This is a genomic window from Allofrancisella inopinata (assembly GCF_012222965.1).
Lineage (GTDB): Bacteria > Pseudomonadota > Gammaproteobacteria > Francisellales > Francisellaceae > Francisella > Francisella inopinata.
In genome coordinates this window covers 710090-733042 of sequence record NZ_CP038241.1, presented here as the reverse complement: position 1 = coordinate 733042, position 22953 = coordinate 710090, and the positions used below count along the sequence as shown (strand labels likewise).

The window sequence follows — 22953 nt, the reverse complement described above, 5'->3', positions numbered from 1 at the left end:
ATAGAAATTTTACTATAATAGATTAGGACTTCAACTAGTTTAATTAATAAAAATATAGGAGTTGATTCTTGAATTATATAAAGGCCTTAATCGTCGCTAGTATAGTAAGCTTACCCATAATAGTGTTTTCGGAAACCAACTGCAATGGTAATACTTATGAAATTAATCAGTGTTTAAAACAAAAAATGCAAAATCTTGATAAAAAGTTAGATAAAATAGGAAGTCATAACATCCAACAATTTAAAAAATATAGCTATAAAATTTGCTCAACTATAAGTTCTGCCTACAAAGGTGGTAGCTACGAAGCTATAAAATATGGAAATTGTATTATTACTCTTGATGAATGGTATATTGAGCAGTTAAAGAAATGATAATTTTCGTTAATAAGAATTGGATAATGTTTAAACAAATTATTATGGCAATAATAGTTATATTTTTAACAAGTTGTACACCGCCGCAATCATATGATAAAAACTTATGGTATAGATATCATAATAAATATTCTTCAAGTTCTAAATTACACTCTAAGCTTATAGAAATGAATGAAAAAACAGGTAGTAATTTTAATTGGACGCAGTATGACGTTAGAAATAAATAAGGTAAATAATATAAATCTGTTGCAAGCTGGAATTTTGCAACACTCCCATTTTAGATAAATTAAACACAGTCCATTCTTTAAGAGCCTCTTCATTAAAAATAAGTAGTATGCCACATTGGAGAAACTTTACCTACAACAGCTTCTCTTTCTGGTATATTAATTAAAAAATGTAAGCCTGTACGGTCCTCAATGTCTGTTATAGAAGTTCTGTAATCAGCGACTTTTCTCTTCTCAACTCTAGAATTTGGCATTACAAAAGCTATAGCTTTATTTTTAGAAGGTACATATATTATCTTAAAAAAATAATCAGGTACTGCTATTTTATTATCACCTATCGTTTTATGGATTTTTTGTTTTTTGTATATTGGACCTGCATAAACATAAATACTATTATACATATTTGCCCAAATACGCTCATCTGTTTCTAAAGCTCCCCACCCTTGTCTATTTAGGCCAGCTTTTTGTGGAGAAATATTAGAAAGTAAAAATGACTGTTCTGCTGATTTTTCACTAAAATCAGTAGAAGCATATGAAGCAAGATGTCCTCTATCATAACCAGATTTTTTATAGTCACTTAATTGAGCCCTATAAACAAAAGGCACATCAGTGTCTTCACGAAAAGCATCATCCCGTTTTTGTTTATTAGCAATCTTTGCTTTAGTAAGCTTAAAAGCAACCCAACTAGCTTGCTTAGTTTGATAATTATAACCAACCACATAGCCATCTCTACACAGGTACAAATTAGACTGACCTAACCCATTAGTAATATCAAAACTAGGGTTACCAAATTCCAGAAAACCATGACAGTAATCAGTAACAGCGGGTAAAGTTCTTTGTGGAGCATATTGTTTTAAATTATTAAACTGGTTTATTTGTTGCTTTTTTGCTTCTTCACTTTCAGAAAAAAACCTTGCTATAATATTTTTATCATCTTCTGGAGTATAATTTTTAGTTGGCTCTCTAGTAAAATAATCATAGACAGCATGTCTAAAGTTTATAAATTTTTCTTTAAGATTATACTTATCAAAATATGCTCCAGAAAACCCTGCAATTACAGCGATACCAAGATAGAAAAATATTTTAATATGTTTTTTATCCATATTTTTTTTATTTAATATGTCTTGTTTTAAATAATAAAAAATCTTTCACTTCTTTTTCTTCAATTAATGGTAAGACTTCTTTTCTAACTCTACTATAATAGTTATTTATAGTTTTCTTCTCTGTGTACGTCAGCATATACGTTTCTATTAACTTATATTCATAAGGTATTAAAGTTAAATCCTCGAAACAATAAAATGGTCCGTGACCTGTAGGAGATTCTTGGTTACGTTGTTTAACATAACATAAATTTTCTATCCTAATACCAAACTCACCTGGAAAATATGCTCCTGGCTCATTACTTAATATCATACCAGGCATTAGCTCAACTTTAGAAACTGAATTAATACGTTGAGGGCCTTCATGAACTCCCAAGAAACTACCCACACCGTGTCCTGTACCATGACTATAATCAGCACAAAAATGCCATAAATGCTCACGGGCTAAAACATCCAAATGAGACCCTGTAGTTCCTTTTGGAAATACAGCTCTACCTAAAGCTAAATGTCCCTTTAACACTAAAGTATAATATCTTCTATGCTCTTTAGTTGGTCTACCAAAATGTAATACTCTAGTTATATCTGTAGTACCTTCATTATATTGCCCTCCAGAATCGCATAGCAAGGGTGCTTGGTCGTCAAGTGTTTTTAACTGAGAATTATTTTTGGGCTTATAATGTATAACGGCACCATTAGCACCATGCCCTACAATATATGGAAAACTATCTTCAACATAGCCTTTTTGCTGTGCTCTACATTCAGCTAACTTAGCAACAGCTTGTAGCTCATTGATCCCTTGGTAATTATTCTCTAGCCAATACCACCATTTTATGAACGCTGCTGCGTCTTTTCTATGAGCATCTTTAGCGCCATTTATTTCTACTGAGTTTTTTATAGCTTTACTTAACACAATAGGTGATCTATCCACTAGTATTGAACTTTTAGAATTCTTCTCAATTGCTTGTTTTATAGCATAGCTAGCGCTAGTAGCATCTAATAGATACTTAGCTTCATAGGTAGCCAAATCCTCAAAAAATTGTGTGTACTCTTTGACTGTAATATTATTACTTGATAAATAATCTCTTATTTGAGCGTCTAACTTAGAACTATCAATATAAAAGTAAACTTCTTCTAAAGTTACAACTAAGTAACTAATAGCTACTGGAGTATGCTCAATATCTCTACCGCGAATATTAAGAGTCCACATGACTTCATCTAAACTAGAAACCACTAAAGCATTTTGAGATTTTTCTTTTAACTCTTTACGGATAGTGTTTAGCTTTGATTCAACAGATTGACCGGCGTATTGGATTTGCTGTTCAAATATTCTTGCAGTTGGTACAGCTACTACTTGATTTAATTCTTGCTGAGCTCTTGCAACCAAATTCTCATTATCAAAAATTATCTTTCCACCAGATTTTATTGCAATATCTAATAAATTTGAAACTCTAGTTATACCTATTTTTTTAGGATCTATAGCCATCATTTTGCCAGCAAAACTTTTAGCTAACCATTTTTCAATTTCAGATTCAAAGCTAGCTTGCTTTAATAAAGTAAAATCACCCTTTGCTAACTGATATTCAGCTTGAGAAAAATATCTACCATCTGTAGATAAGTATGCATGATCTAAAGTTACTAAAACATCTCCTGCAGATCCATCAAAATCACTAATCCAACTACGATACTGCCAACACTCAGGTACGTATTCGTTATTATGGTCGTCTACTGAAGGCACTAGATAAAAATCATAGCCTTTTTCATTCATTAACTTTCTTAAAATTTGTAATTTTTGTGACATAAATATCCTTTTATATTTATTTACTCAAACCATATAAAACTAGCTTGTCTGCCTGTAACCCCTTCTTTACGGTAGGAATAGAATCTTTTATTACTAAATGTACATAAACCTGAATCAACTACATCAAAACAATGATTACTATTTAAAATTTGCTTAGCAATAAACTTAATATCAAAAAGATATTTATTTTCTCCTTTTGGTTTAAAAGCTTGGATAAACGTTTCGTCTTGCTTGATAAAACTATCATACACATCTTGACCAACTTCATAATACGGTTGTGTTATACAAGGTCCAAGCCACGCAACAAGATCAAAACCTATAAATTCTTTTAAGCTAACTTCTAATACTCCATGAGCCAAGCCTTTCCAACCAGCATGTATTGCAGCTACTTTTGTCATTCTTTTATCAAAAAGTAAAATAGGAAGGCAATCTGCTGTCAATACAGCACAGACTTGATTTGGTTTATCTGTAAAGATTGCATCACAGAATCCTCCATCATATTCACTGAAACTTTTGATAATATTTGTATGGTTTTGTCTAAGCCACTTAACATTGGCATTTACACACGATTTAAATAAATTACGATTTTTTTCCACTGCTAGAGGATTATCTCCAACACTATCAGATAAGTTAAACTTAGCAAACTTTCCTTTACTAAATCCTTGAGTATTATTTGTATAGCCAAATTTAAGCTTTGGGAATGGCGTTTTAATAAAAACTACTGACATCTTTTCTATTCACCCACTTTTCCATAATTATTTTTAACATAATTTTCGACTATCTCTATAAACTCTTTAGAGATATTATCACCTCTTAATGTATGAGACTTTTTACCGTCTATAAATACAGGTGCTACTGGTGATTCTCCACTACCAGGTAAACTAATTCCAATATCAGCATTTTTAGACTCACCAGGGCCATTTACCACACAACCCATAACAGCAACCTTCATGTTTTCAACACCTTTATATTCTTCTTTCCATTGGTGCATCTTCTCATCAAGATATTCTTTGACTTGGCTAGTTAGCTCCCTAAAAAATGAGCTTGTTGTTCTACCACATCCAGGACAAGATGTTACACTTGGAGTAAACGTTCTTAAACCGAGATTTTGCAATATCTCACGACAGACTCTAACCTCCTCTGTGCGTGGAGCATTTGGGGCTGGTGTTAATGATACTCGTATAGTATTGCCAATACCTTGTTGTAAAAGTATACCTAAACTAATAGCACTAGCAACTATACCTTTCGTGCCCATACCAGCTTCTGTAAGCCCAAGGTGCAAAGCGTAATCGCATTCTTTAGCTAATTTTTGGTAAACAGCAATCAAATCCTGGACTTCGCTTACTTTACATGAGATTATTATTTTATCTTTTGGCAGCCCTAAGTCTTGAGCATATTTAGCACTTTCTAAAGCTGATGTTATAAGGGCTTTATGCATTATTTCTTTTAAATCTAACGGATTAGCAGAAGAGTTATTTTCATCTATTAATCTTGCCAGTAAACTTTGATCTAAACTTCCCCAATTAACTCCTATACGTACAGGTTTATCGTTTGCTATAGCTATTTTTATAATTTCAGCAAACTGAGTATCTTTTTTCTTCCCAAAGCCAACATTACCTGGATTAATTCTATATTTGGCTAATGCTTTTGCGCATTCTGGATATTTACTCAAAAGAGTATGGCCATTATAGTGAAAGTCCCCTACCAAAGGTACATGACAATCATGTTGTGCTAGCTCTTTTACAATCATAGGAACCACCTTGGCAGCTTCTTCATCATTTACTGTAATTCTTACAATTTCACTACCAGCTTTATGTAATGCCAAAATTTGCTTTACTGTTTTATCTACATCAGCAGTGTAAGTATCAGTCATTGACTGCACTACCACAGGGTTATTACCACCAATTAAAATATCACCAACTTTTACAACACTTGTTTTATACATATGAAAACCCAAAAATTATGCTTTTACATTTTAAATACTATCGCAGAACATATACAATGTAAGATTATACCACTATAAACTTTATTTTTCAGACCTATGCACTTTAAAGACCTAGAAAAGTTTCTAAATAATTATTTTGAAATAGATATCTATAAAGACTATGCACCTAATGGCTTGCAAATACAAGGCAGCAAAAACATCAAGAAAGTTATAACTGGAGTAACAGCTTGCCAGGTTTTAATTGATAAGGCTATAGACGAAAATGCTGATGCTATAATAGTGCATCATGGCTATTTTTGGAAAGGTGAAAGTTACCCTATTACTGGAATAAAATATCAACGCATAGCAAAACTTATCAAAAATGGGATACATTTATTTGCTTACCATTTACCTCTAGATGGTCATAGAGAAATTGGCAATAACGTACTACTAGCTAAAAAGTTAAATTTGGAAAATATTTCTTTTTTTGATGCTGGAGTGAAGCCTGACATTTCAGTGATAGGTGATTGTAATCTAGACTTTACTAGTTTCAGTAACCTTTTAACAAAAACTCTAGATAGAGAGCCTTTAATTATCAATGCTAACAGCTCAAACAAAAAAGTAGCTATATGTACTGGTGGTGCTCAAGATTTCATAGAATATGCTTATAATGCGGGAGCAACTACATTTATATCAGGTGAAATATCAGAACGTACAACTCATATTGCTAGAGAACTAGGTATAAACTATATCGCAGCCGGTCATCATGCAACTGAAAGAGAAGGTGTGAAAGCTATTGCAAATCTTCTTGAAGAAAAACTCAATTTAGAAGCTAAATTTATAGATATTAGTAACCCAGCTTGAACTATTATTTAATAAATTCTTGTTCTATTTCTTCTAAAGAACGTCCCGTAGTCTTAGGCACAAATTTGAACACAATAAAACAATATACCAAAGTGCACCCACCGCAAATAAAAAACATACTGCTTGTTCCCAACGAGTAAGAAATAGGAAGAAACACTGATGCCAATATAGCAGATGCCATGCTATTTAAAAATAAAGCTGTTCCTAATGCCTTACTTCTTATATTATTTGGTAACAACTCTGACATTATAACCCATACGTATGCTCCAGGACCTATTGCAAAGAAAAATATAAAGCTAATTAATCCAGCTAATAGCACCCAACCTTTGAACTCACCTGCAGGAAGCATCCACAACATTAGGCCAGTTATTATCAATGATGCTGACACCATAAAAGTTCCAAAGGTTATTATGAATTTTCTTTCTAACTTATCCGCTATAAATACAGCTAAAAGTGTGGCAAAAAAATTTATCGCTGTAATAGTTACTCCGCCTAATATAGAAACATAGTTAGAGCCTAAACCAGATTCTTTTAACATTGTAGCAGAAAACTGTAATATACTGTTTATTCCTGTCATTTGAGCTAAAATTGCTATAGAAAAAACTAAAACTATAGGTCCTAAATAATGCCTATGGTGAAGATTTTTCCATATATTTCCTTCTTCTTTTGACTTTTTAATATTAGCCTTGATTTGGTTAATTTGTTCTTTTGCTTTTTCTAATCCTAAAGTTTGAACTAGTAGATTTCTAGCTTGTTGTTCTTTATTAACCATCATCAACCATCGTGGTGACTTTAACAAAAAGAAACTACCTACAAAAAATATTACCGCTGGAACTAAAGATGTTAAAAACATTGCTCTCCAGTCACCTGTGGATTCAAAAAGTAAACCAATATAATTAGATATCAAAATACCTGCAGTCAAAAATAATTGAAAACAAGTAACTGCGACTCCTCGGATATTATCAGGCACTACTTCAGTAAGGTACAAAGGTGCTGTAACAGTTATAAAGCCCACAGAAACTCCCTGAACTAAACGAGATAATAAAAGCATCTGGTAATCGTGAGATTCATATATCATCCATACAGAAACTATAAATATAAACCCTGCTAATAATAAAGTATTTTTTCTTCCTATAAAATCAGCTATTACACCTGCTAGTAGTATCGCAAAAGCTCCACCAAAAAGAACTGAACCTCCTAAAAGCGAAGTTTCAAACGTCGTCATGGGAATGTCATTATTAATAAATAAAAATGCACTATTAATGACACCTATATCATAGCCGTAAAGCATACCCCCCATTGCCGAAAAAAATATCAGCATTACGATTTTGAGTCTTGCTTTTTTAGTATCCATAAAATTTCTCCTGATAAGAATTTAAACTGTTTCTGTAACTTTTTTAAGGTTTGTTGGACTGTCTGGATTAAGTCCAAGCAAAAGAGCCAAATCATTAACCATAATGTAAAATTTTTGCAATAACACTATTGGTTCAAGTACTGGATGGGTTTTTAATTCCACGTTGAGATTAACCTTAGACATAGCTTCTGACTGAACCCCAAAGCTGGCAAAGATAGTATTAACCCCTAAATTTGACATTCTATTTACAATATCAACTGTTCCAGAAGCACTTTCGTCACTCTGGAGTATAGTAAAAGTTGTAAATGTTTGGTTCATAAGGGCAAATGGACCATGTAGTACTTCGGCCCCACTAAAAGCTTCTGCATGAATTCCACAAGTTTCTTTAAATTTTAAAGCCATCTCTTGAGCTATAGGAAACCCAAATCCTCGACCAATAACGAACATATTTTTGCTTTTTTTCAAAGTATCAATAGCTAAAGTCCAGTCTAAAGTCAGAGAAGCCTCTAATACTTTAGGTAAATTTTCTAAGGCTTTAAGTAAACTTTCTTCTTGAGAATATTCTGCAATTATATCAACTAAAGCCACTAGTGAGGTAATAACACTTTTTGTTGCAGCAACGGCATTTTCCTCACCAGCCCTGACAGGTAATACTAAATCTGCCGCCTCAGCTAATGGAGATTCTTCCTTATTAACAATTGCTAAAGTAGTACAACCTGCTTTTTTACATCCCTGCAAAGCCAGCCTTAAATCAGGACTACCTCCAGATTGCGAGATAGCTACAGCTAAGGTTTCACTATCACCTATGTTCTTGCCATAAATAGTAGTTACTGACGGTGACAGTGATGAAACACTAAACCCCAATTTTACTTCAAATAGATATTTAGCAAAATTCGCTACGCAATCAGAGCTTCCTCTTGCTATTGTTATAACTCTTTTAATATTCTTAGATTTTAATAATTTAACAATATCCCTTACTATATCTTTATTTAGTTCTAGCTGGTTAGCTACTTTCTGAAAGCTACTAACAGCCTCTTGCTGCATAAGTGTATTTGACATATTACTATTCCAGAAGGCTAATTAACTTCATTATAATAATAGATTATATTTTTTTACAACATAAATTTGTATTTAAACATTTAATAGAAGTTATTAGTTTATACATGTACAATATTCAATTATTTATAATATTTATAAGTTATATAGAGGTTTAAATAAGATGTTCTTCATTCTAATAGTAGTTTTTTTACTGCTAATTTTCCTACACCTAAAAAGCTATAGTTTTAACTTTAGAACTATCACAGCACTAATCGCTGGTACAGTTATAGGAACCTTCTATACTACCATGGGTTATCATAGTGAAGCTTTTATTCAAGCTAGTGATATACTAGGTGGTGGCTATATCTCACTATTAAAAATGCTAATTATCCCTATAGTTTTAACTTCTATAGTACATTCTATCGTTAATCTTAAAAACTATAATAGCTCCTCTATAATTAAGTTTGCCTATAAAACTATAGTTATTTTACTCATCCTAACTGGAGCAAGTGCTGCTATAGGGGCAACGGTTGCTATTCTTATGAACATTGGACATGGACTAGATATAGCTTCAATAGCTGGCAACTTTGCTAAAGAGATGAAAACTACTACTTTTTCAGAAACTATCTTAAGCTTTTTACCTGATAATCTATTTCATCAAATGGATAATAATAACGTCATGGCTATCGTTATATTTGCCATCTTACTCGGCTTTTCTATGCTTATAGCCCACCGTGAAGATAGCAAACTTGCTAAACCATTTATCGATTTTATAGATTCAGCATTTTTTGTAATTAAAAAGCTTGCAAGAATGATCATTGCAATTACACCTTATGGTGTGCTCGGTCTTATGATCCAAATGAGCATAGAACTTGATAAGAATAGTATCTCAACAGTTCTATACTTTATTTTAACCTGCTATATAGCTATGTTTATTGTTTTAGCTATGCATATTGGCCTATTAGTAATATTTAAAACTAACTTGACTAGGTTCTATAAAAGTATTTGGAAGGCTATGTTAGTAGCAGCTACCTCCAGGTCAAGCATGGGCACACTACCTTTATCAATAGAAGGTTTAAATAAATATGGTACATCTAGTACTATCGCGACTTTCGCTCCTACCATGGGAACTACGTTAGGCATGAATGCTTGTGCTGGAGTTTTTCCTGCAGTATTAGCTATTATGGCTATGAACGCTACTGGAGTTGATATTACATTCTCATGCGTTATACTTATATCTTTTATTTGTATGCTAGCGTCTTTAGGTGTATCTGGTATACCAGGTACAGCTTTTGTAGCAGCTGGCGTAGTATTTTCTTACTTTGGTTTGCCTTGGCAGCTTATTGCTTTAATTATAGGAGTAGATGCTATTATTGACAGCTTTAGAACCCCATTAAATATTCATGGTTCTATGACTACAGCTATTATCGTTGATAAAACTACAAAGGTTAATTAAGTCACGTCTAAAAAAGTCTTTAGAACCTTATATAATACTAATTCCAACACATATTATTACTTTGTATTTCATACCTAATTTAATCCTTTAATATTTGCCAATAGCCACTGCTATTGCCTGCACATCAAAAACTTAAATTAGTCATAAACTCCTTTGGGATAAATGCAACAATTTATGTTGGAATTGGTATAACTGTACTTTGTTAACAAAATATGAGTAAATAAATCCCCAAAATTTAACTCATAAGGGACTGTTGCAAACTCGTACTTAAGCTCTATTAAGTATAAATTTTAACAACTTCTCTCTCATCAAAATATTCTTTAATTCCATTTTTATCTAAATAACACTCATGCCCCTTACCAGCTAATAAGATTACATCGTTAAAGTTAGAATTCTTAATACAATAGTTTATTGCTTTTTCACGTGAATTAATAAAAACATGGTTTTCAGGTTTTAAAAAGCCTTCTTTAATATCACTAAAAATATCTTCTATATTTTCAAAGCGATTATTATCTTCTGTTACAATCACTTTATCAGCAAGTTGCTCTGCTATTGTTGCCATTTTAGATCGTTTAGATTTATCTCTATTACCACCACAGCCAAATACACACCATAATTTAGCTTTTGAATACTTCCTTAAAGTTTGTAAAACCTTCTCTAGAGCGTCTGGAGTATGAGCGTAGTCTATGACAACTTTAGCATTATTTGCTAGTTGTATAAGCTCCATACGTCCTTTTACTGGTTTAATTGTAGCTACGCTTGCTAGAAGTTGATCTCTAGCAATATAATCATTTAATACAGCTAAACTTAAACCCAGGTTGACCAAGTTAAACTCAGCTATTAAAGAGGTCTGAAAACTACCAACATATTCTTGGAAAATATACAAATCAAAACTTGTCTGCATATTGTATATATTTTTGACACTTATATAAACATCAGCATTTTCTGATTTTAGACTAACAGTTACAACTTCACAATCACAAATATCACAAAGCTTTTGACCATACTCATCATCTATATTTATTACAGCTTTTTTTAGGCTTTTAAACTTAAATAGCTTAGCTTTAGCCTCAAAATAACTATCCATAGTCTTATGATAATCAAGATGATCGTGACTAAGATTACTAAAGACTGCGACATCAAAATCTAGTCCCTCAATACGCTTTTGATCAAGTGAGTGTGAAGAAACTTCCATTACTAAATTAGCATTATCAACTGTCATTCTGGACTTCGATCCGGAATCTATTTGAGGTGATAAACAAGTTTCATAATGAGATCCTGAAGCAAGTTCAGGATGACATTTATTTATTTGGCTGTATCTACTTATTGTTTGATATAAAGACAAAATATCAAGCGTTGTATGTGAGCTTTCTTTTAAATTAGGGTAAATACCATTACCATTTGTACCAAGCAATAGTGACTTTTGTCCAGCTAGGTTTAAAAATTGCGCAATGTAATTAGAAATAGAAGTTTTGCCATTCGTGCCAGTTATTCCTATAATATTTTGTGGTTTTTTGTAGTTATAAAACCATTTTGCTAGGCTAGGTAATTTATTTTTTAAATCTTTTATACATATAATTGTTGTCATTCTGGACTTCGATCCGGAATCTACATGATATAAGCAGTAATCATTTTTGTGAGATCCTGAAACAAGCTCAGGATGATAGTTAGATAAGTATTTTAAACTTAAATTATCACTTAAAACGAGCTTTACACCTTTAGCTAAGACATCCTCAATATATTTATTACCATCAGTTGATTGACCTTTGAGAGCAATAAATGCCGATTTATTATCACATTTATGACTATCTAAATAAAGTGTTTCAATTTGAAAATCTTTTCCAACTAGAGTTGTGGAACCAAGAAAATTTAATATTTGATTTTTATATTTCATATTCACGATTTACCGCTACAGAATTCTTGTCATTCCCGTGCAGACGGGAATCTCCTATATTATCATTAGTATTCAAAAGATACCCGCCTACGCGCGGGTATGATTCTACTTTTGTATTTATAAATAGTGATAACTATTTCTTAAAAGCAGGAAAACCCAGCTTTTCTCTAGCGCTATAGTATTTTTTAGCTACTTCTAATGCTAATTTTCTTACTCTTAAAATATAGCCTTGTCTTTCTGTAACAGATATAGCATGGCGGGCATCTAATAAATTAAAAGTATGCGAAGCTTTTAATACAAACTCATATGCCGGAAGAGGTAAATCTTTTTCTACTAATCTGTAACCTTCTTTCTCGAATAGATCAAACTGTTTAAACAGTTCTTCAACATTTGCTTCTTCAAAGTTATAAGTCGACATTTCAACTTCATTTTGGAAAAATACATCACGATAGTATAAAGGTCCATTTTGCGTATTGGCCCAAAGAATATCATACATACTGTCAACATTTTGAATATACATTGCTAAACGCTCAAGACCATAAGTGATCTCACCCATTACAGGTTTACACTCTAAACCACCAACTTGTTGAAAATATGTAAACTGTGTAATCTCCATACCATTTGACCACACTTCCCAACCAAGACCCCAAGCACCCAATGTTGGTGATTCCCAGTTATCTTCAACAAAACGAATATCATTCTCTAATGGATCAATACCAAGCTCTCTAAGTGAACCAAGGTATAACTCTTGAATATCATCTGGCGATGGTTTCATCACAACTTGATATTGATAATAGTGTTGTGTACGGTTTGGATTTTCACCATAACGACCATCTGTAGGTCTTCTTGATGGTTGTACATATGCTGCTGTCCATGGCTCTGGACCTATTGCTCTTAAGGTAGTTGCCGGGTGAAATGTTCCAGCACCAACCTCCATATCTAATGGTTGAATAATTGCGCAACCTTTTGATGCCCAATAATGATGTAACTTTAAAATAATTTCTTGAAATGCCAGCATATTATATTTACAAAAAGAAAGATTAAATAACTACCGAAAATTTTAACATATTTAGGGGTTGTTGCAAGCTGGAATTAGATGGATGATAACAAGGCGAAAGTATTTGAAAAAGCACAAGTTTACATATAGTGAAAAAGCATTTTGAGAATGTTTTTAACACAGTTAGAAACATATAATTTTAGTTTGCAACGCTCCCCCCTTATTAGAACATAAGTAGAAAACGCCTATAAAATTAAACGTATTACTATACTTTAACCACTATCCTACCTTAATTAACTTTTGTTTTTATTTGAAAAAATAAAATTTACTGGAAAAAAAATAAAAATTATTATAATTTTTATATAAGTTTAATAATTTTAATTAAATAATGACTATCAAAAAATAATATTTATATGTTAAGTTTTTTTCGTATTATTTAATGTATGTAAATGTGGCTGCTGCAAGCTGGAATTAGATGGGTGGTAACACTTAACTCTTTACAATTAGCACCCCAAAAATAGAATAATGAACCCTAAGTGAAAAAGGAATACCTTAATGAAAAGCTTGCAAGAGATTATAAAAGAAGTAAAAATAATTATAGCTATATGTAATAAAAGACTGGACTCATTATTTAAAAACATTAGTATTAACAATGTAAAAGAGATAAAATTAGTTTACACAATAATAAAAGATTTAACTGAGTTCGAAAACTCATTACATTCTTTACTAACATTTAAAGAAGATACTGCCAGTTATGACAAAGGCATAAAAATATTAGTAAAACAGCTAGCAAGAGTAAAGCACGATATTAAATTCTTATTACTACAAAACTTCGAATATCACCACATATTTAGAGCGATATTGACATTACAAACTGCTTCAAATTATAACAATATTACAGATATAAGTAGTGATAACGCAAAAAACATGCATGCTACCACTAAGCCTAAACTTAGCCAATTATCCAAATATAGAAGAAGTGAAAAAAGTCATCCTTTTAGCCTACCTAAAGAAACAAATAGTTTTTTTAACCAAATAAATGACGCTGGATACCTTATAAATCTCGAGCAACACAAGTAGGCTTTAACATAGGAGGTTGGAAAAACAAAATAGATAACTTGTATGTATATAGAAATTACAAGATAAAATCACAATCACATGATCACAAATTACAGGAATTTATAGATTCTATTATTTCTTCCAAAAATGATGGCGTGGATTATGTCATTACTCAAAGCAACTATTTACAAGATAATAATAACTACCTTTATATAAATAAAAATCAACTTACTGCAAAATATCCATGCCTTATTATTCTTTATAACAAAGCCTTGTTTGAAATCATCAATGATAAAAATTATAAAAATACAAATTGTGTATTACTCCATATTGTTATTTATGAAATAAATAAATTATTAAAAGAAAACAAATATTGGCCACTTATAGAACACCGTAATAGTTTTGGATTTAACACTCCTACTCTTAGTGATGTTCTGACTGGTCTTAGATTATCTCTAGGGATCGTCCCAAATAATCACTGGTATGATTTTGTTATCCAAGGAATCACTAATGCTAATCGAACGATACAAAAAATAATAAATTCAAAACAATTGATAAACATATGTGATTTCTTTCAACAGAATGTTAGTCTGCAAGCTCTTGGATACCAATTTATGGATATAATATTAGATGAAACTTATAATTTGAACCACGAAAAAATCAATAATTATCTAAATGAAGAAAATAGTAAAGAATATTTTAAGTACAACAAAGACACAACTGTTATGTTATCTACCAAAGCCAAAAATATATTTAATAGGCTACTGTCAACTTATAAATATGCACTAAAAAGTATTCGCCCAAATACCGAGTTTACAGAAAATGAAAACCTACTAACCTACTCTGATCGCATAGAATTGTTGTCTGATCAAATACTGATGGCCACGTTTACCCAGAGCAATATATTCAATATTGAGGAATCTAGCGATGATGAATATGGTCAACAGAAATACTATAGTCCATCTGGCATGAGTTCACTTGTAGTGCCCATGGTAGCTTACAGAGAACTAAACATGATTAATCAAAACGATAATTCATTTCCAACGATATATCTTACCGCGAAATACTGCTATTTTGAAATGGTATCAATGAATAGAATTTTACATAATGATTACTTTTGGGCATATAATCAATTAGGTTATATCTTAGTACATCAAATTTTCTTAGAGGGTTTTATTGAAAATTGCTCCAACTCTTATAAAAATGAGAAAGCCAAAAAGGACTATGCGATACAGCAAATGAATAATAATAATAACAAGGAAATAATTAACAAAATTATATCAGTAGTTGAACAAAAATTGCTATTTTCATGTAGGGATAACGATTATTATTATAAAGATGTTGAAGGACTTTATGATGAAATTATTTACAATATAGGTGTAGTCATTGAAAATAAAGTAATATTAGCAATATTAGAAAAATTCAAACAAGAATCTTTTTCTAAAACACTTGAAAAGTATAAACCGCAAATTATACAAATTGATCATACTCCCTGTGTTAACAGTAATGATCAAATGACATCCGCTGATGATTTATTACATAAAATAGTCAATAGTAATGATAATGGTTTGTATTCTAGATTAGAGATGATAGTTCTAGATATTACTTCTTCAACTTCGGAACACTTAAATAGCTTTATTAAAAAATTTCATCAGCAACAACAAATTCCTTTCTTAGTAACAGCATGCAGCGCGTTAAAAAATAGTGAATTAGGTCTAGACGCTTGGCAACTTGGTATCAATAAAGTATATTTATCACAAGGGTATATTATTTCTAACCCTAATGATAATAGACTTGAAAAATTAAAATCATTAATTCATAAATACACTAAAAATACTGAATCACCTTATAGTAGAATTAACCGTAGATGGTTAAGAGCTGCTGTAAATAAAGTTTAAATTGCATAACCATGCTCATATTAAAACTTTTTTAAAAAACATGTAAATACCCATTAGTTAGGTAAATATTATGCTTGCTTTATTAGTTGTCTACTAACTGTAAAATTATATCTTAACTACTTGGTTTGCCAAACAATATCTAGCTCTTTCGCAGCTTTGACATCATCTAAACGACGAGCTGGTAGATTATATGGAGCTCCTTTTAAATATTCGGGATTTTCTTTAGCAATATCACGAATCTCTACCATTGCTTGGATAAATTTTTCCATACTATCGACATTTTCAGTTTCAGTAGGCTCTATTAGCAAACACTCTGGCACTAATAATGGGAAGTACATAGTAGGAGCATGTACACCTCTATCTATCAAACATTTAGCAAAATCTGTAGCTGTGACACCATATTTTTGTAGCTCAGGTCTCAAAGTTACAATAAACTCATGTGAAGCTCTTCTTTCTGGATAGGCTATAGTAAAACCTTCCTGTTTTAAGCGTGCCATCATATAATTAGCATTTAAAGTAGCTATTTCAGATGCTTCTGTCAAACCATTGCCACCTAAAAGAGCAGCATAAATATACGCTCTAATCAACACCCCAATATTACCGTTAAATGCAGACAGTCTACCAATAGTATTTGGCACATCTTTTTCTTCTAACCATACAAATTTATCACCTTTTTTACCTACCATTGGTATTGGTAAAAATTCTTTTAGCTTATCATTCACAGCTACTGGGCCAGCACCTGGACCACCACCACCATGAGGAGTAGCAAAAGTTTTATGTAAGTTCATATGTAAAACATCAAAACCCATATCCCCAGGACGAGCTTTCCCCATAATAGCGTTTAAATTTGCACCATCATAATACAATAACCCACCAGCTTCATGCACCATCTTAGCAATAGTTGCAATATTTCTCTCAAATACACCTACTGTAGAGGGGTTTGTTAACATAATGCCTGCTGTTTTTGGTCCTAGAACTTTTTCTAGAGCCTCTAAATCAATATCGCCACATCTTTTAGTAGGGATTTCGATAACTTTTAGACCACAAACTTTTGCGGTAGCTGGGTTTGTACCATGAGCAGCATCTGGCACAATGATTTCGTTTCTTTCAAAATCACCACGCTTTTGATGGTATGCCTTTATCATAGCAACACCAGCAAACTCACCTTGAGCACCAGCCATAGGAGCCAGTGAAACACCAGTCATACCAGTTAGTTCTTTAATAACTTCTTGAAGATCATACAAGCACTCTAAAGTTCCTTGTATACTTTGGCTACTTGCATATGGGTGTCTTTCCAAAAATCCTGCTAAGCTAGCATACTTGTGTGCCGCACGAGGGTTGTACTTCATAGTACAAGATCCTAGTGGATAAAAGTTAGTATCAATACAAAAATTTTCACGTGATAACTGCGTGTAGTGTCTTACAACATCTAGCTCTGCTTGCTCTGGTAATATAGGTTTTTTAGAACGAAGCATATTTGCTGGAATATTTGAAACATCACCTTTTTTGCTAGGCATTACAGCTGGTGAATTTACACCTCTAGTTTTTTCAAAAATAACCATTTTCTAACCTCCTAACCTAGCTAAAACTTTTTTAGCTGTAGTGATATAATCGATAATGTCTTCTTGCGTATGGACTTCAGTAGAGCAAACCATAATAGAGTTTACTAAATCACTATGGTACTCACCTAAGAAATAACCTGCATCTATGCCTTGTTTTTCCATCTCTGTTACAAACGTTTCAGCATTAACAGGTAAATCAACAACTACCTCATTAAAAAATGCTTTATCAAATCTCACCTTAATACCATCTAGCTTAGATAGTTCATTAGCCAAGTTTGTAGTATTTTCATGTGATACACTAGCTACACGCTCTAAACCTTCTGCACCAAGTAAACTCATATAAATAGTCGCCGCTGTTACCATTAGACCTTGGTTAGTACATATATTTGAAGTGGCTTTCGCACGGCGAATATGTTGTTCTCTAGCTTGTAAAGTTAGACAAAAACCTTCTTTACCATCTAGATCAACAGTTCTACCAACTATACGTCCTGGCATTTGGCGTACATACTCCATTTTACAAGTCATAAAACCAAAGTACGGACCACCAGAAGCTAAAGGCACACCCATAGGTTGACCTTCCCCACAAACAATATCTGCACCATTTTCACCCCAGTCAGCGGGTGATTTCAAAATTGCTAAAGACATAGGATTAGTCACAGCAACAACCAAAGCACCTTGATTATGAGCCCAATTATTTAAGCTATCAACATCAGCAATTTGCCCTAGAAAGTTAGGACTTTGAATTACTACAGCTGCATAGCTTTGGTTCTGATACTTTTCTAAACTACTTATATTAGTTTTTCCATTTCTTGAGTCTAGCTCGACTATATCTATCTCTATACCTTGATGCTTAGTAATAGTTTCTAAAACTTTTAAATATGTAGGGTGTAGTGCCTCTACAACCAATACCTTTTGCGACTTAGCTTTTTTATTAGAACGAATTGCCATTAGTACAGATTCAGCTAGAGCTGTTGCTCCATCATACATAGAGGCATTAGAAACTGCCATGCCTGTAAGCTCTGCCATCATAGTTTGATATTCATAAATGACTTGTAAGCTACCTTGAGAAGCTTCTGCTTGATATGGTGTATAAGCTGTATAAAATTCTCCTCTACCCACAATATCCCAAATAGCTGAGGGGATGTAATGACTATATGCTCCTGCTCCAATAAAGTTGGTATTTTGGTGATTCTTACCCGCTCTTTTTTTTGCAAGGTTAGCTAACTGAATTTCATTTATCCCATCTTGTATTTTTAAAGTTTTTGCCCTTAATTGCAATGGGATTTCATCAAATAAATCATCTATTGAAGAAACTCCAATAGTATCAAGCATTTTTTTAATCTGCTCTGGTTTATGTGGAATAAAAGACATATACCCTCCTATGTCTTTGTATAAACTTTACAAAAGGTTAAAGGTTTATAGTTAACTAAAAAAGTTTTGTCATGCTACGACTTAATCATAGCATCTTTTTTTGACTCCTTAACTATGGATCCTACAGTCAAGCCATAGGACGACTTTAGTTATATATCAAATTCAATATTTATTTTATGAAAAATTAGTCTTCCACATTTTTTGCATAGTCTTCAGCACTTAACAAGCCAGCTAACTGAGACTCATCAGAAACTTTCATTTTAAAAAGCCAACCATCATGGTATGGCGTTTGGTTAACTTGTGAAGGATCATCAACTAAAGCTTCATTTACTTCTATAACTTCACCATCTACAGGCGAGTATACATCAGAAGCTGCTTTTACTGACTCAACTACACAAGTTTCATCACCAGCTGCAAACTCCTCACCAACCTCAGGTAACTCCACATATACTAAATCACCTAACAAAGATTGGGCATGTTCTGTGATGCCTACAGTTATCTGATCTCCATCTACTTTTATCCATTCATGAGTTTTTGTATATTTTAAGTTATTAGGAATATTCGACATTTTATAACCTCCATACTTATAAATCAGTTAAATTTTAAAATTTATATTAATGACTTCCCGTTTTTAACAAACCTAGGCTTAACTACTTCAACCTCTAATAACTTTCCTCTGATGTTAACTTTTGGGTTACCACCATCTTTAGGAATATATGCCAAAGCAATAGCAATTTTTAAAGTCGGTGAAAAACTACCACTTGTTATGTAACCAGTTTTACCATTATCAAATACTATTTCTTGGGCTGCTCTAAGAACTCCTTTTGATCTTAAGACTATACCAACCCACTTAGTATCTATACCTTTAGCTTTTGTAGCTAAAAAAGCTTTTTTACCTATAAAATTTCGTAACTCATCAGATAAATCAACGCTCCAACTCAAGCCTCTTTCTAGTGGAGTTGTGTTTATATTCATATCTGAACCATACAAATGCATACCAGCCTCTAGCCTTAAAGTGTCTCTAGCACCTAAACCAGCGGGACTTGCCCCTAAGCTAATTAATTTATTCCAAAATTCCACAGCGTTTCCAGCTGGTAAAATAATCTCAAAACCATCCTCACCAGTATAACCTGTACGAGCAAACATCCATTTGTCAAACATGCTAAATGTAAATGGCTTTAGATCTAATACTTTACCAGCAATATCAGTTGATAAAGCTTGTTTTACAACGTCAGCTGCTTTTGGTCCTTGAACAGCTACTATTGCTAAATCTTCTTGTGGAGCTATATTGACATCAAAGTTTTTAGCGTTTTTTCTAAACCATGCAACATCTGACTCTCTATTACCTGCATTTACAACTATTCTAAAATGTTCAGAATCTACCTTGTAAGTAATTAAATCATCAACTATTCCAGCCTCATGATTTAACATACACCCATACTGAGCTTGGTTAGATCCTAACTTAGCAACATCATTTGCAAGTAAATAACGTAAGAAAGCTTCTGCATCTTGTCCTTTTATGTCTACAGCAAACATATGAGAAACATCAAATAAGCCACAATTCTCACGAACATTATTATGTTCTTGAATTTGTGAACCATAATTAATAGGCATTGACCAGCCTGAAAAATCTACCATCTTAGCATTTGCAGCAAGATGGCACATATATAGAGGAGTCTTAAGCATAAAAAAACCAATGATTTTTTATATTAATAACAACAATATACATTTTTTAAATTTTTTTTATAAGAGTCTAGATAAAAAATTTTCTACTCTTCATTAATCACTTTTATATAAAGCTTACCATCTTTAGACCTTTCTGGACCATGTATATCAGTATCAAAACCAGGTAGCATAGATCCAATTTTTTCCAGCATTAATAAGAAATCCAAAATCACCTTCGAATCGGCAGTAATTTTTTCCCCAGGGAATATTACTGGTATCCCGGGTGGATACGGTAATATCATAACTGCAGAGACATGACCATATAATTCAGCTAGCGGAACTTTCTTAACCTTACCTTTAAGTAATTTCTGAAAAGCCCTATGCGGGTTTATTTGCTGCTCTGGAAGCGCATTAAAAGCTTGGTACATAAGTGTAGGTAAATTAGCTTCATACACATAGTTATGCAACTGTTCACTAATTTCTTTTATTCGTTTGTCATCATAAAACTTCGGATCTTCTGCATATAAGGTTGGCAACATCTTTTCTACTAAAGCATTTTCGTCATACATCTGCTTAAACTTATTTAAAACAGATATAAGTCTTACAGATTTTGCTTTTGTTGTACCCAAACTAAATATAAACAGTAAAGAATATGGACCTGTTTTTTCAACTACGATATCATGCTCGTCTAAAAACTTAGCAACAACGTCTGCTGGTATACCCCAATCTTGTACCTCATTGTCTTTTATTCCCGGAGTCAATATAGTTATTTTTAATGGATCAAGTGATAAAAAATCTCCATCTACATCTTTAAATCCATGCCAGCTATCAGTATTCTTTAGTAACCAAGTTTCTTTATTTGAAATATCATCTGGTTGCCAAACGTCAAAAAACCATCCTTGGGCTTCGGATTTTAATTTGACTAATTCTTTTCTAAAATCCATAGCTAAATTAATAGTTTTATCTATCAAATTATACCCTTGTTCACCATCCATCATAGCTGCTGCTGTTTCAGTACTTGCAACTATTGGATAAAACGGTGAGGTTGATGTATGCATCATAAAAGCTTCATTAAGTACTTCTTCACTATAATCTCCTTTTATATGTAACATCGAGGACTGGCTAAATGCTGCTAGCAACTTATGTGTTGAGTGTGTTTCAAAAATAACATGCTCCGGCTTAGGAACAATTTGCATAGCTGACTTATTCTTATATATAGGATGGAAGATAGCGTATGGTATCCATGCACCATCAAAGTGTAGCTTTTTGATATCTAGTTCATTATGAATTGTATCTGTATTATATAGAATACCGTCATAAGTTGAATTTGTTATAACCGCATATTCTGGCCATTTATCAGCAATCTTACTTTCCTGTATTTTTTGCTGTATAACTTCTTTTCTAAACTCTTTTTTTGGAATACCTCCAATAATTCCATAAGCATTTCTGGTTGGTTTTAAATATACAGGGTTTACATCCACCATCATCATAAGGTGAGTTACAGATTTGTGACAATTTCTGTCAACTAAAATAGTATCACCATCAGCAACACTATACATACCAACAATTTTATTTGCAGTTGAGGTACCATTTGTAACTATTAAAGACCTATCTGATTTAAAAACCTTTGATATATATTCTTCTGCATCTTTATGCGCATCAGAATGATCAAGCAAGCTTCCAAGTTCTTTTACAGAAATTGAAAGATCTGTTTTAAATATATTCTCACCAAAAAAATCATAAAATAGTGCCCCTACCGCTGATCTTTGAAAACCATAGCCGCCTTGATGTCCTGGCGTACAAAAAGAAGAGTTAAAAGATTTAGAATACTTAAACAGCTCATATGTAAATGGCGGTAAAATATCATTAAAATAATTAATTATAGTTTTGTTGATAAAATCAGCATCTTCCCCAGCTAAAGCATCATACTGTAAGAAATTAATATTTAAGTTAAAATCTTTTAGATTAAGCTTGATACTATTGTTATAGTCAGAAACCACGAATATAGGTAACTTTGTATTTAAATGTGCTATGTCATGAAAAGCATCAATATTAAAACTTGCTCTATCTAAAACTATCGAACATATTCTAGAATTTTCCTCAAGGATTTCGACAACCTCATCCATATCATCAACTGCTAAAGTATAATACTTATAAGCTTGGAGATCCTTTTTTATTTTTAAAAGGAAACTTTCTTTATATGATTTTAAATTGTTTTTATAGACAAAGACTATTGTTTTCATGTTCTAACCTTAACACCAAATTTTAAATAATTTTATAGTATGCACTATACCAAAAAACTATCAACAATAAAGGATTATTATATAGAACAGCTTGAAATGTAGTTGGAATTGCTGTACACAAAATTAAATATTGGT

At 32.3% G+C, this 22953-nt stretch carries 18 protein-coding genes and 2 pseudogenes; 6 read left to right on the top strand and 14 right to left on the bottom strand.

Annotated features, from left to right (window positions below; translation table 11 throughout):
* Positions 1-77 precede the first annotated feature (77 nt).
* Positions 78-371, top strand: coding sequence for a lysozyme inhibitor LprI family protein (locus tag E4K63_RS03375; protein ID WP_133940752.1), 294 nt, complete (start codon positions 78-80; stop codon positions 369-371).
* A 26-nt stretch (positions 372-397) separates the two neighbouring features.
* Positions 398-598, top strand: coding sequence for a hypothetical protein (locus E4K63_RS03370; RefSeq protein WP_244947455.1), 201 nt, complete (start codon positions 398-400; stop codon positions 596-598).
* A gap of 92 nt (positions 599-690) precedes the next feature.
* On the opposite strand, the gene E4K63_RS03365 is transcribed toward E4K63_RS03370, so the two are convergent.
* The 4 genes from E4K63_RS03365 to ispG are packed head-to-tail and all read right to left on the bottom strand — an operon-like array spanning position 691 to position 5438.
* Positions 691-1698 carry a DNA/RNA non-specific endonuclease gene (locus tag E4K63_RS03365; RefSeq protein WP_133940573.1) on the bottom strand — a complete coding sequence of 336 codons (1008 nt, stop codon included), beginning with the start codon at positions 1696-1698 and terminating at the stop codon, positions 691-693.
* A 7-nt stretch (positions 1699-1705) separates the two neighbouring features.
* On the bottom strand, positions 1706-3493 hold the full coding sequence (locus E4K63_RS03360) for an aminopeptidase P family protein (RefSeq protein WP_133940571.1): 1788 nt from the start codon (positions 3491-3493) through the stop codon (positions 1706-1708).
* 20 nt (positions 3494-3513) lie between these two features.
* Positions 3514-4221 carry a peptidoglycan editing factor PgeF gene (gene pgeF / locus E4K63_RS03355; protein WP_133940569.1) on the bottom strand — a complete coding sequence of 236 codons (708 nt, stop codon included), beginning with the start codon at positions 4219-4221 and terminating at the stop codon, positions 3514-3516.
* Between the two features lie 5 nt (positions 4222-4226).
* A complete protein-coding gene (gene ispG / locus E4K63_RS03350; RefSeq protein WP_133940567.1) occupies positions 4227-5438 on the bottom strand; it encodes a flavodoxin-dependent (E)-4-hydroxy-3-methylbut-2-enyl-diphosphate synthase in 1212 nt (403 codons plus the stop codon).
* 96 nt (positions 5439-5534) lie between these two features.
* On the opposite strand from ispG, the gene E4K63_RS03345 reads away from it, so the two are divergent.
* Positions 5535-6281: a Nif3-like dinuclear metal center hexameric protein gene (locus E4K63_RS03345; RefSeq protein WP_133940565.1), complete on the top strand. Its 747-nt coding sequence runs from the start codon at positions 5535-5537 to the stop codon at positions 6279-6281.
* 4 nt (positions 6282-6285) lie between these two features.
* Here E4K63_RS03345 and E4K63_RS03340 read toward each other — a convergent pair whose 3' ends face one another.
* A complete protein-coding gene (locus E4K63_RS03340) occupies positions 6286-7635 on the bottom strand; it encodes a sugar porter family MFS transporter (protein ID WP_133940563.1) in 1350 nt (449 codons plus the stop codon).
* 21 nt (positions 7636-7656) lie between these two features.
* Positions 7657-8694 (bottom strand): SIS domain-containing protein, encoded by a 1038-nt coding sequence (locus tag E4K63_RS03335; RefSeq protein WP_133940561.1) that lies wholly within the window; start codon positions 8692-8694, stop codon positions 7657-7659.
* Between the two features lie 160 nt (positions 8695-8854).
* Here E4K63_RS03335 and E4K63_RS03330 point away from each other — a divergent pair, with 160 nt between their 5' ends.
* Positions 8855-10129, top strand: coding sequence for a dicarboxylate/amino acid:cation symporter (locus tag E4K63_RS03330; protein WP_133940560.1), 1275 nt, complete (start codon positions 8855-8857; stop codon positions 10127-10129).
* Positions 10130-10406: 277 nt separating this feature from the next.
* Here the strand turns inward: E4K63_RS03330 and E4K63_RS03325 are convergent.
* From E4K63_RS03325 to glyQ, 3 genes and pseudogenes are all read right to left on the bottom strand, one after another.
* Positions 10407-11699, bottom strand: a pseudogene (locus tag E4K63_RS03325) (Mur ligase family protein); the annotation flags it as partial.
* A 123-nt stretch (positions 11700-11822) separates the two neighbouring features.
* A pseudogene (locus tag E4K63_RS08375) lies at positions 11823-12023 on the bottom strand (Mur ligase domain-containing protein); the annotation flags it as partial.
* A 133-nt stretch (positions 12024-12156) separates the two neighbouring features.
* A complete protein-coding gene (gene glyQ, locus E4K63_RS03320; protein WP_133940556.1) occupies positions 12157-13041 on the bottom strand; it encodes a glycine--tRNA ligase subunit alpha in 885 nt (294 codons plus the stop codon).
* A 534-nt stretch (positions 13042-13575) separates the two neighbouring features.
* Here glyQ and E4K63_RS03315 point away from each other — a divergent pair.
* Both E4K63_RS03315 and E4K63_RS03310 read left to right on the top strand, forming a co-directional pair.
* Positions 13576-14100, top strand: a complete 525-nt coding sequence (locus E4K63_RS03315; protein ID WP_133940554.1) for a hypothetical protein — start codon at positions 13576-13578, stop codon at positions 14098-14100.
* Between the two features lie 38 nt (positions 14101-14138).
* Positions 14139-15977, top strand: coding sequence for a hypothetical protein (locus E4K63_RS03310; protein WP_133940553.1), 1839 nt, complete (start codon positions 14139-14141; stop codon positions 15975-15977).
* Between the two features lie 116 nt (positions 15978-16093).
* On the opposite strand, the gene gcvPB is transcribed toward E4K63_RS03310, so the two are convergent.
* The 5 genes from gcvPB to ldcC form a co-directional block, all read right to left on the bottom strand.
* Positions 16094-17539, bottom strand: a complete 1446-nt coding sequence (gcvPB, locus tag E4K63_RS03305; protein WP_133940551.1) for an aminomethyl-transferring glycine dehydrogenase subunit GcvPB — start codon at positions 17537-17539, stop codon at positions 16094-16096.
* A gap of 3 nt (positions 17540-17542) precedes the next feature.
* Entirely contained in the window at positions 17543-18910 is a 1368-nt protein-coding gene (gcvPA, locus tag E4K63_RS03300; protein ID WP_133940549.1) for an aminomethyl-transferring glycine dehydrogenase subunit GcvPA, read from the bottom strand.
* A gap of 184 nt (positions 18911-19094) precedes the next feature.
* Complete coding sequence (gene gcvH, locus E4K63_RS03295) at positions 19095-19478, bottom strand: glycine cleavage system protein GcvH (protein WP_133940547.1); 384 nt, start codon at positions 19476-19478, stop codon at positions 19095-19097.
* 41 nt (positions 19479-19519) lie between these two features.
* Positions 19520-20596, bottom strand: a complete 1077-nt coding sequence (gene gcvT / locus E4K63_RS03290) for a glycine cleavage system aminomethyltransferase GcvT (RefSeq protein ID WP_133940545.1) — start codon at positions 20594-20596, stop codon at positions 19520-19522.
* Between the two features lie 83 nt (positions 20597-20679).
* On the bottom strand, positions 20680-22818 hold the full coding sequence (ldcC, locus tag E4K63_RS03285; protein WP_133940543.1) for a lysine decarboxylase LdcC: 2139 nt from the start codon (positions 22816-22818) through the stop codon (positions 20680-20682).
* Between the last annotated feature and the right edge of the window lie 135 nt (positions 22819-22953).

Bases quoted from the DNA above. Each gene is read 5' to 3' on its own strand.
- E4K63_RS03370 (WP_244947455.1), top strand. From the start codon at position 398: ATGTTTAAACAAATTATTATGGCAATAATAGTTATATTTTTAACAAGT.
- E4K63_RS03365 (WP_133940573.1), bottom strand. From the start codon at position 1,698: ATGGATAAAAAACATATTAAAATATTTTTCTATCTTGGTATCGCTGTA.
- E4K63_RS03360 (WP_133940571.1), bottom strand. From the start codon at position 3,493: ATGTCACAAAAATTACAAATTTTAAGAAAGTTAATGAATGAAAAAGGC.
- pgeF (WP_133940569.1), bottom strand. From the start codon at position 4,221: ATGTCAGTAGTTTTTATTAAAACGCCATTCCCAAAGCTTAAATTTGGC.
- ispG (WP_133940567.1), bottom strand. From the start codon at position 5,438: ATGTATAAAACAAGTGTTGTAAAAGTTGGTGATATTTTAATTGGTGGT.
- E4K63_RS03345 (WP_133940565.1), top strand. From the start codon at position 5,535: ATGCACTTTAAAGACCTAGAAAAGTTTCTAAATAATTATTTTGAAATA.
- E4K63_RS03340 (WP_133940563.1), bottom strand. From the start codon at position 7,635: ATGGATACTAAAAAAGCAAGACTCAAAATCGTAATGCTGATATTTTTT.
- E4K63_RS03335 (WP_133940561.1), bottom strand. From the start codon at position 8,694: ATGTCAAATACACTTATGCAGCAAGAGGCTGTTAGTAGCTTTCAGAAA.
- E4K63_RS03330 (WP_133940560.1), top strand. From the start codon at position 8,855: ATGTTCTTCATTCTAATAGTAGTTTTTTTACTGCTAATTTTCCTACAC.
- glyQ (WP_133940556.1), bottom strand. From the start codon at position 13,041: ATGCTGGCATTTCAAGAAATTATTTTAAAGTTACATCATTATTGGGCA.
- E4K63_RS03315 (WP_133940554.1), top strand. From the start codon at position 13,576: ATGAAAAGCTTGCAAGAGATTATAAAAGAAGTAAAAATAATTATAGCT.
- gcvPB (WP_133940551.1), bottom strand. From the start codon at position 17,539: ATGGTTATTTTTGAAAAAACTAGAGGTGTAAATTCACCAGCTGTAATG.
- gcvPA (WP_133940549.1), bottom strand. From the start codon at position 18,910: ATGTCTTTTATTCCACATAAACCAGAGCAGATTAAAAAAATGCTTGAT.
- gcvH (WP_133940547.1), bottom strand. From the start codon at position 19,478: ATGTCGAATATTCCTAATAACTTAAAATATACAAAAACTCATGAATGG.
- gcvT (WP_133940545.1), bottom strand. From the start codon at position 20,596: ATGCTTAAGACTCCTCTATATATGTGCCATCTTGCTGCAAATGCTAAG.
- ldcC (WP_133940543.1), bottom strand. From the start codon at position 22,818: ATGAAAACAATAGTCTTTGTCTATAAAAACAATTTAAAATCATATAAA.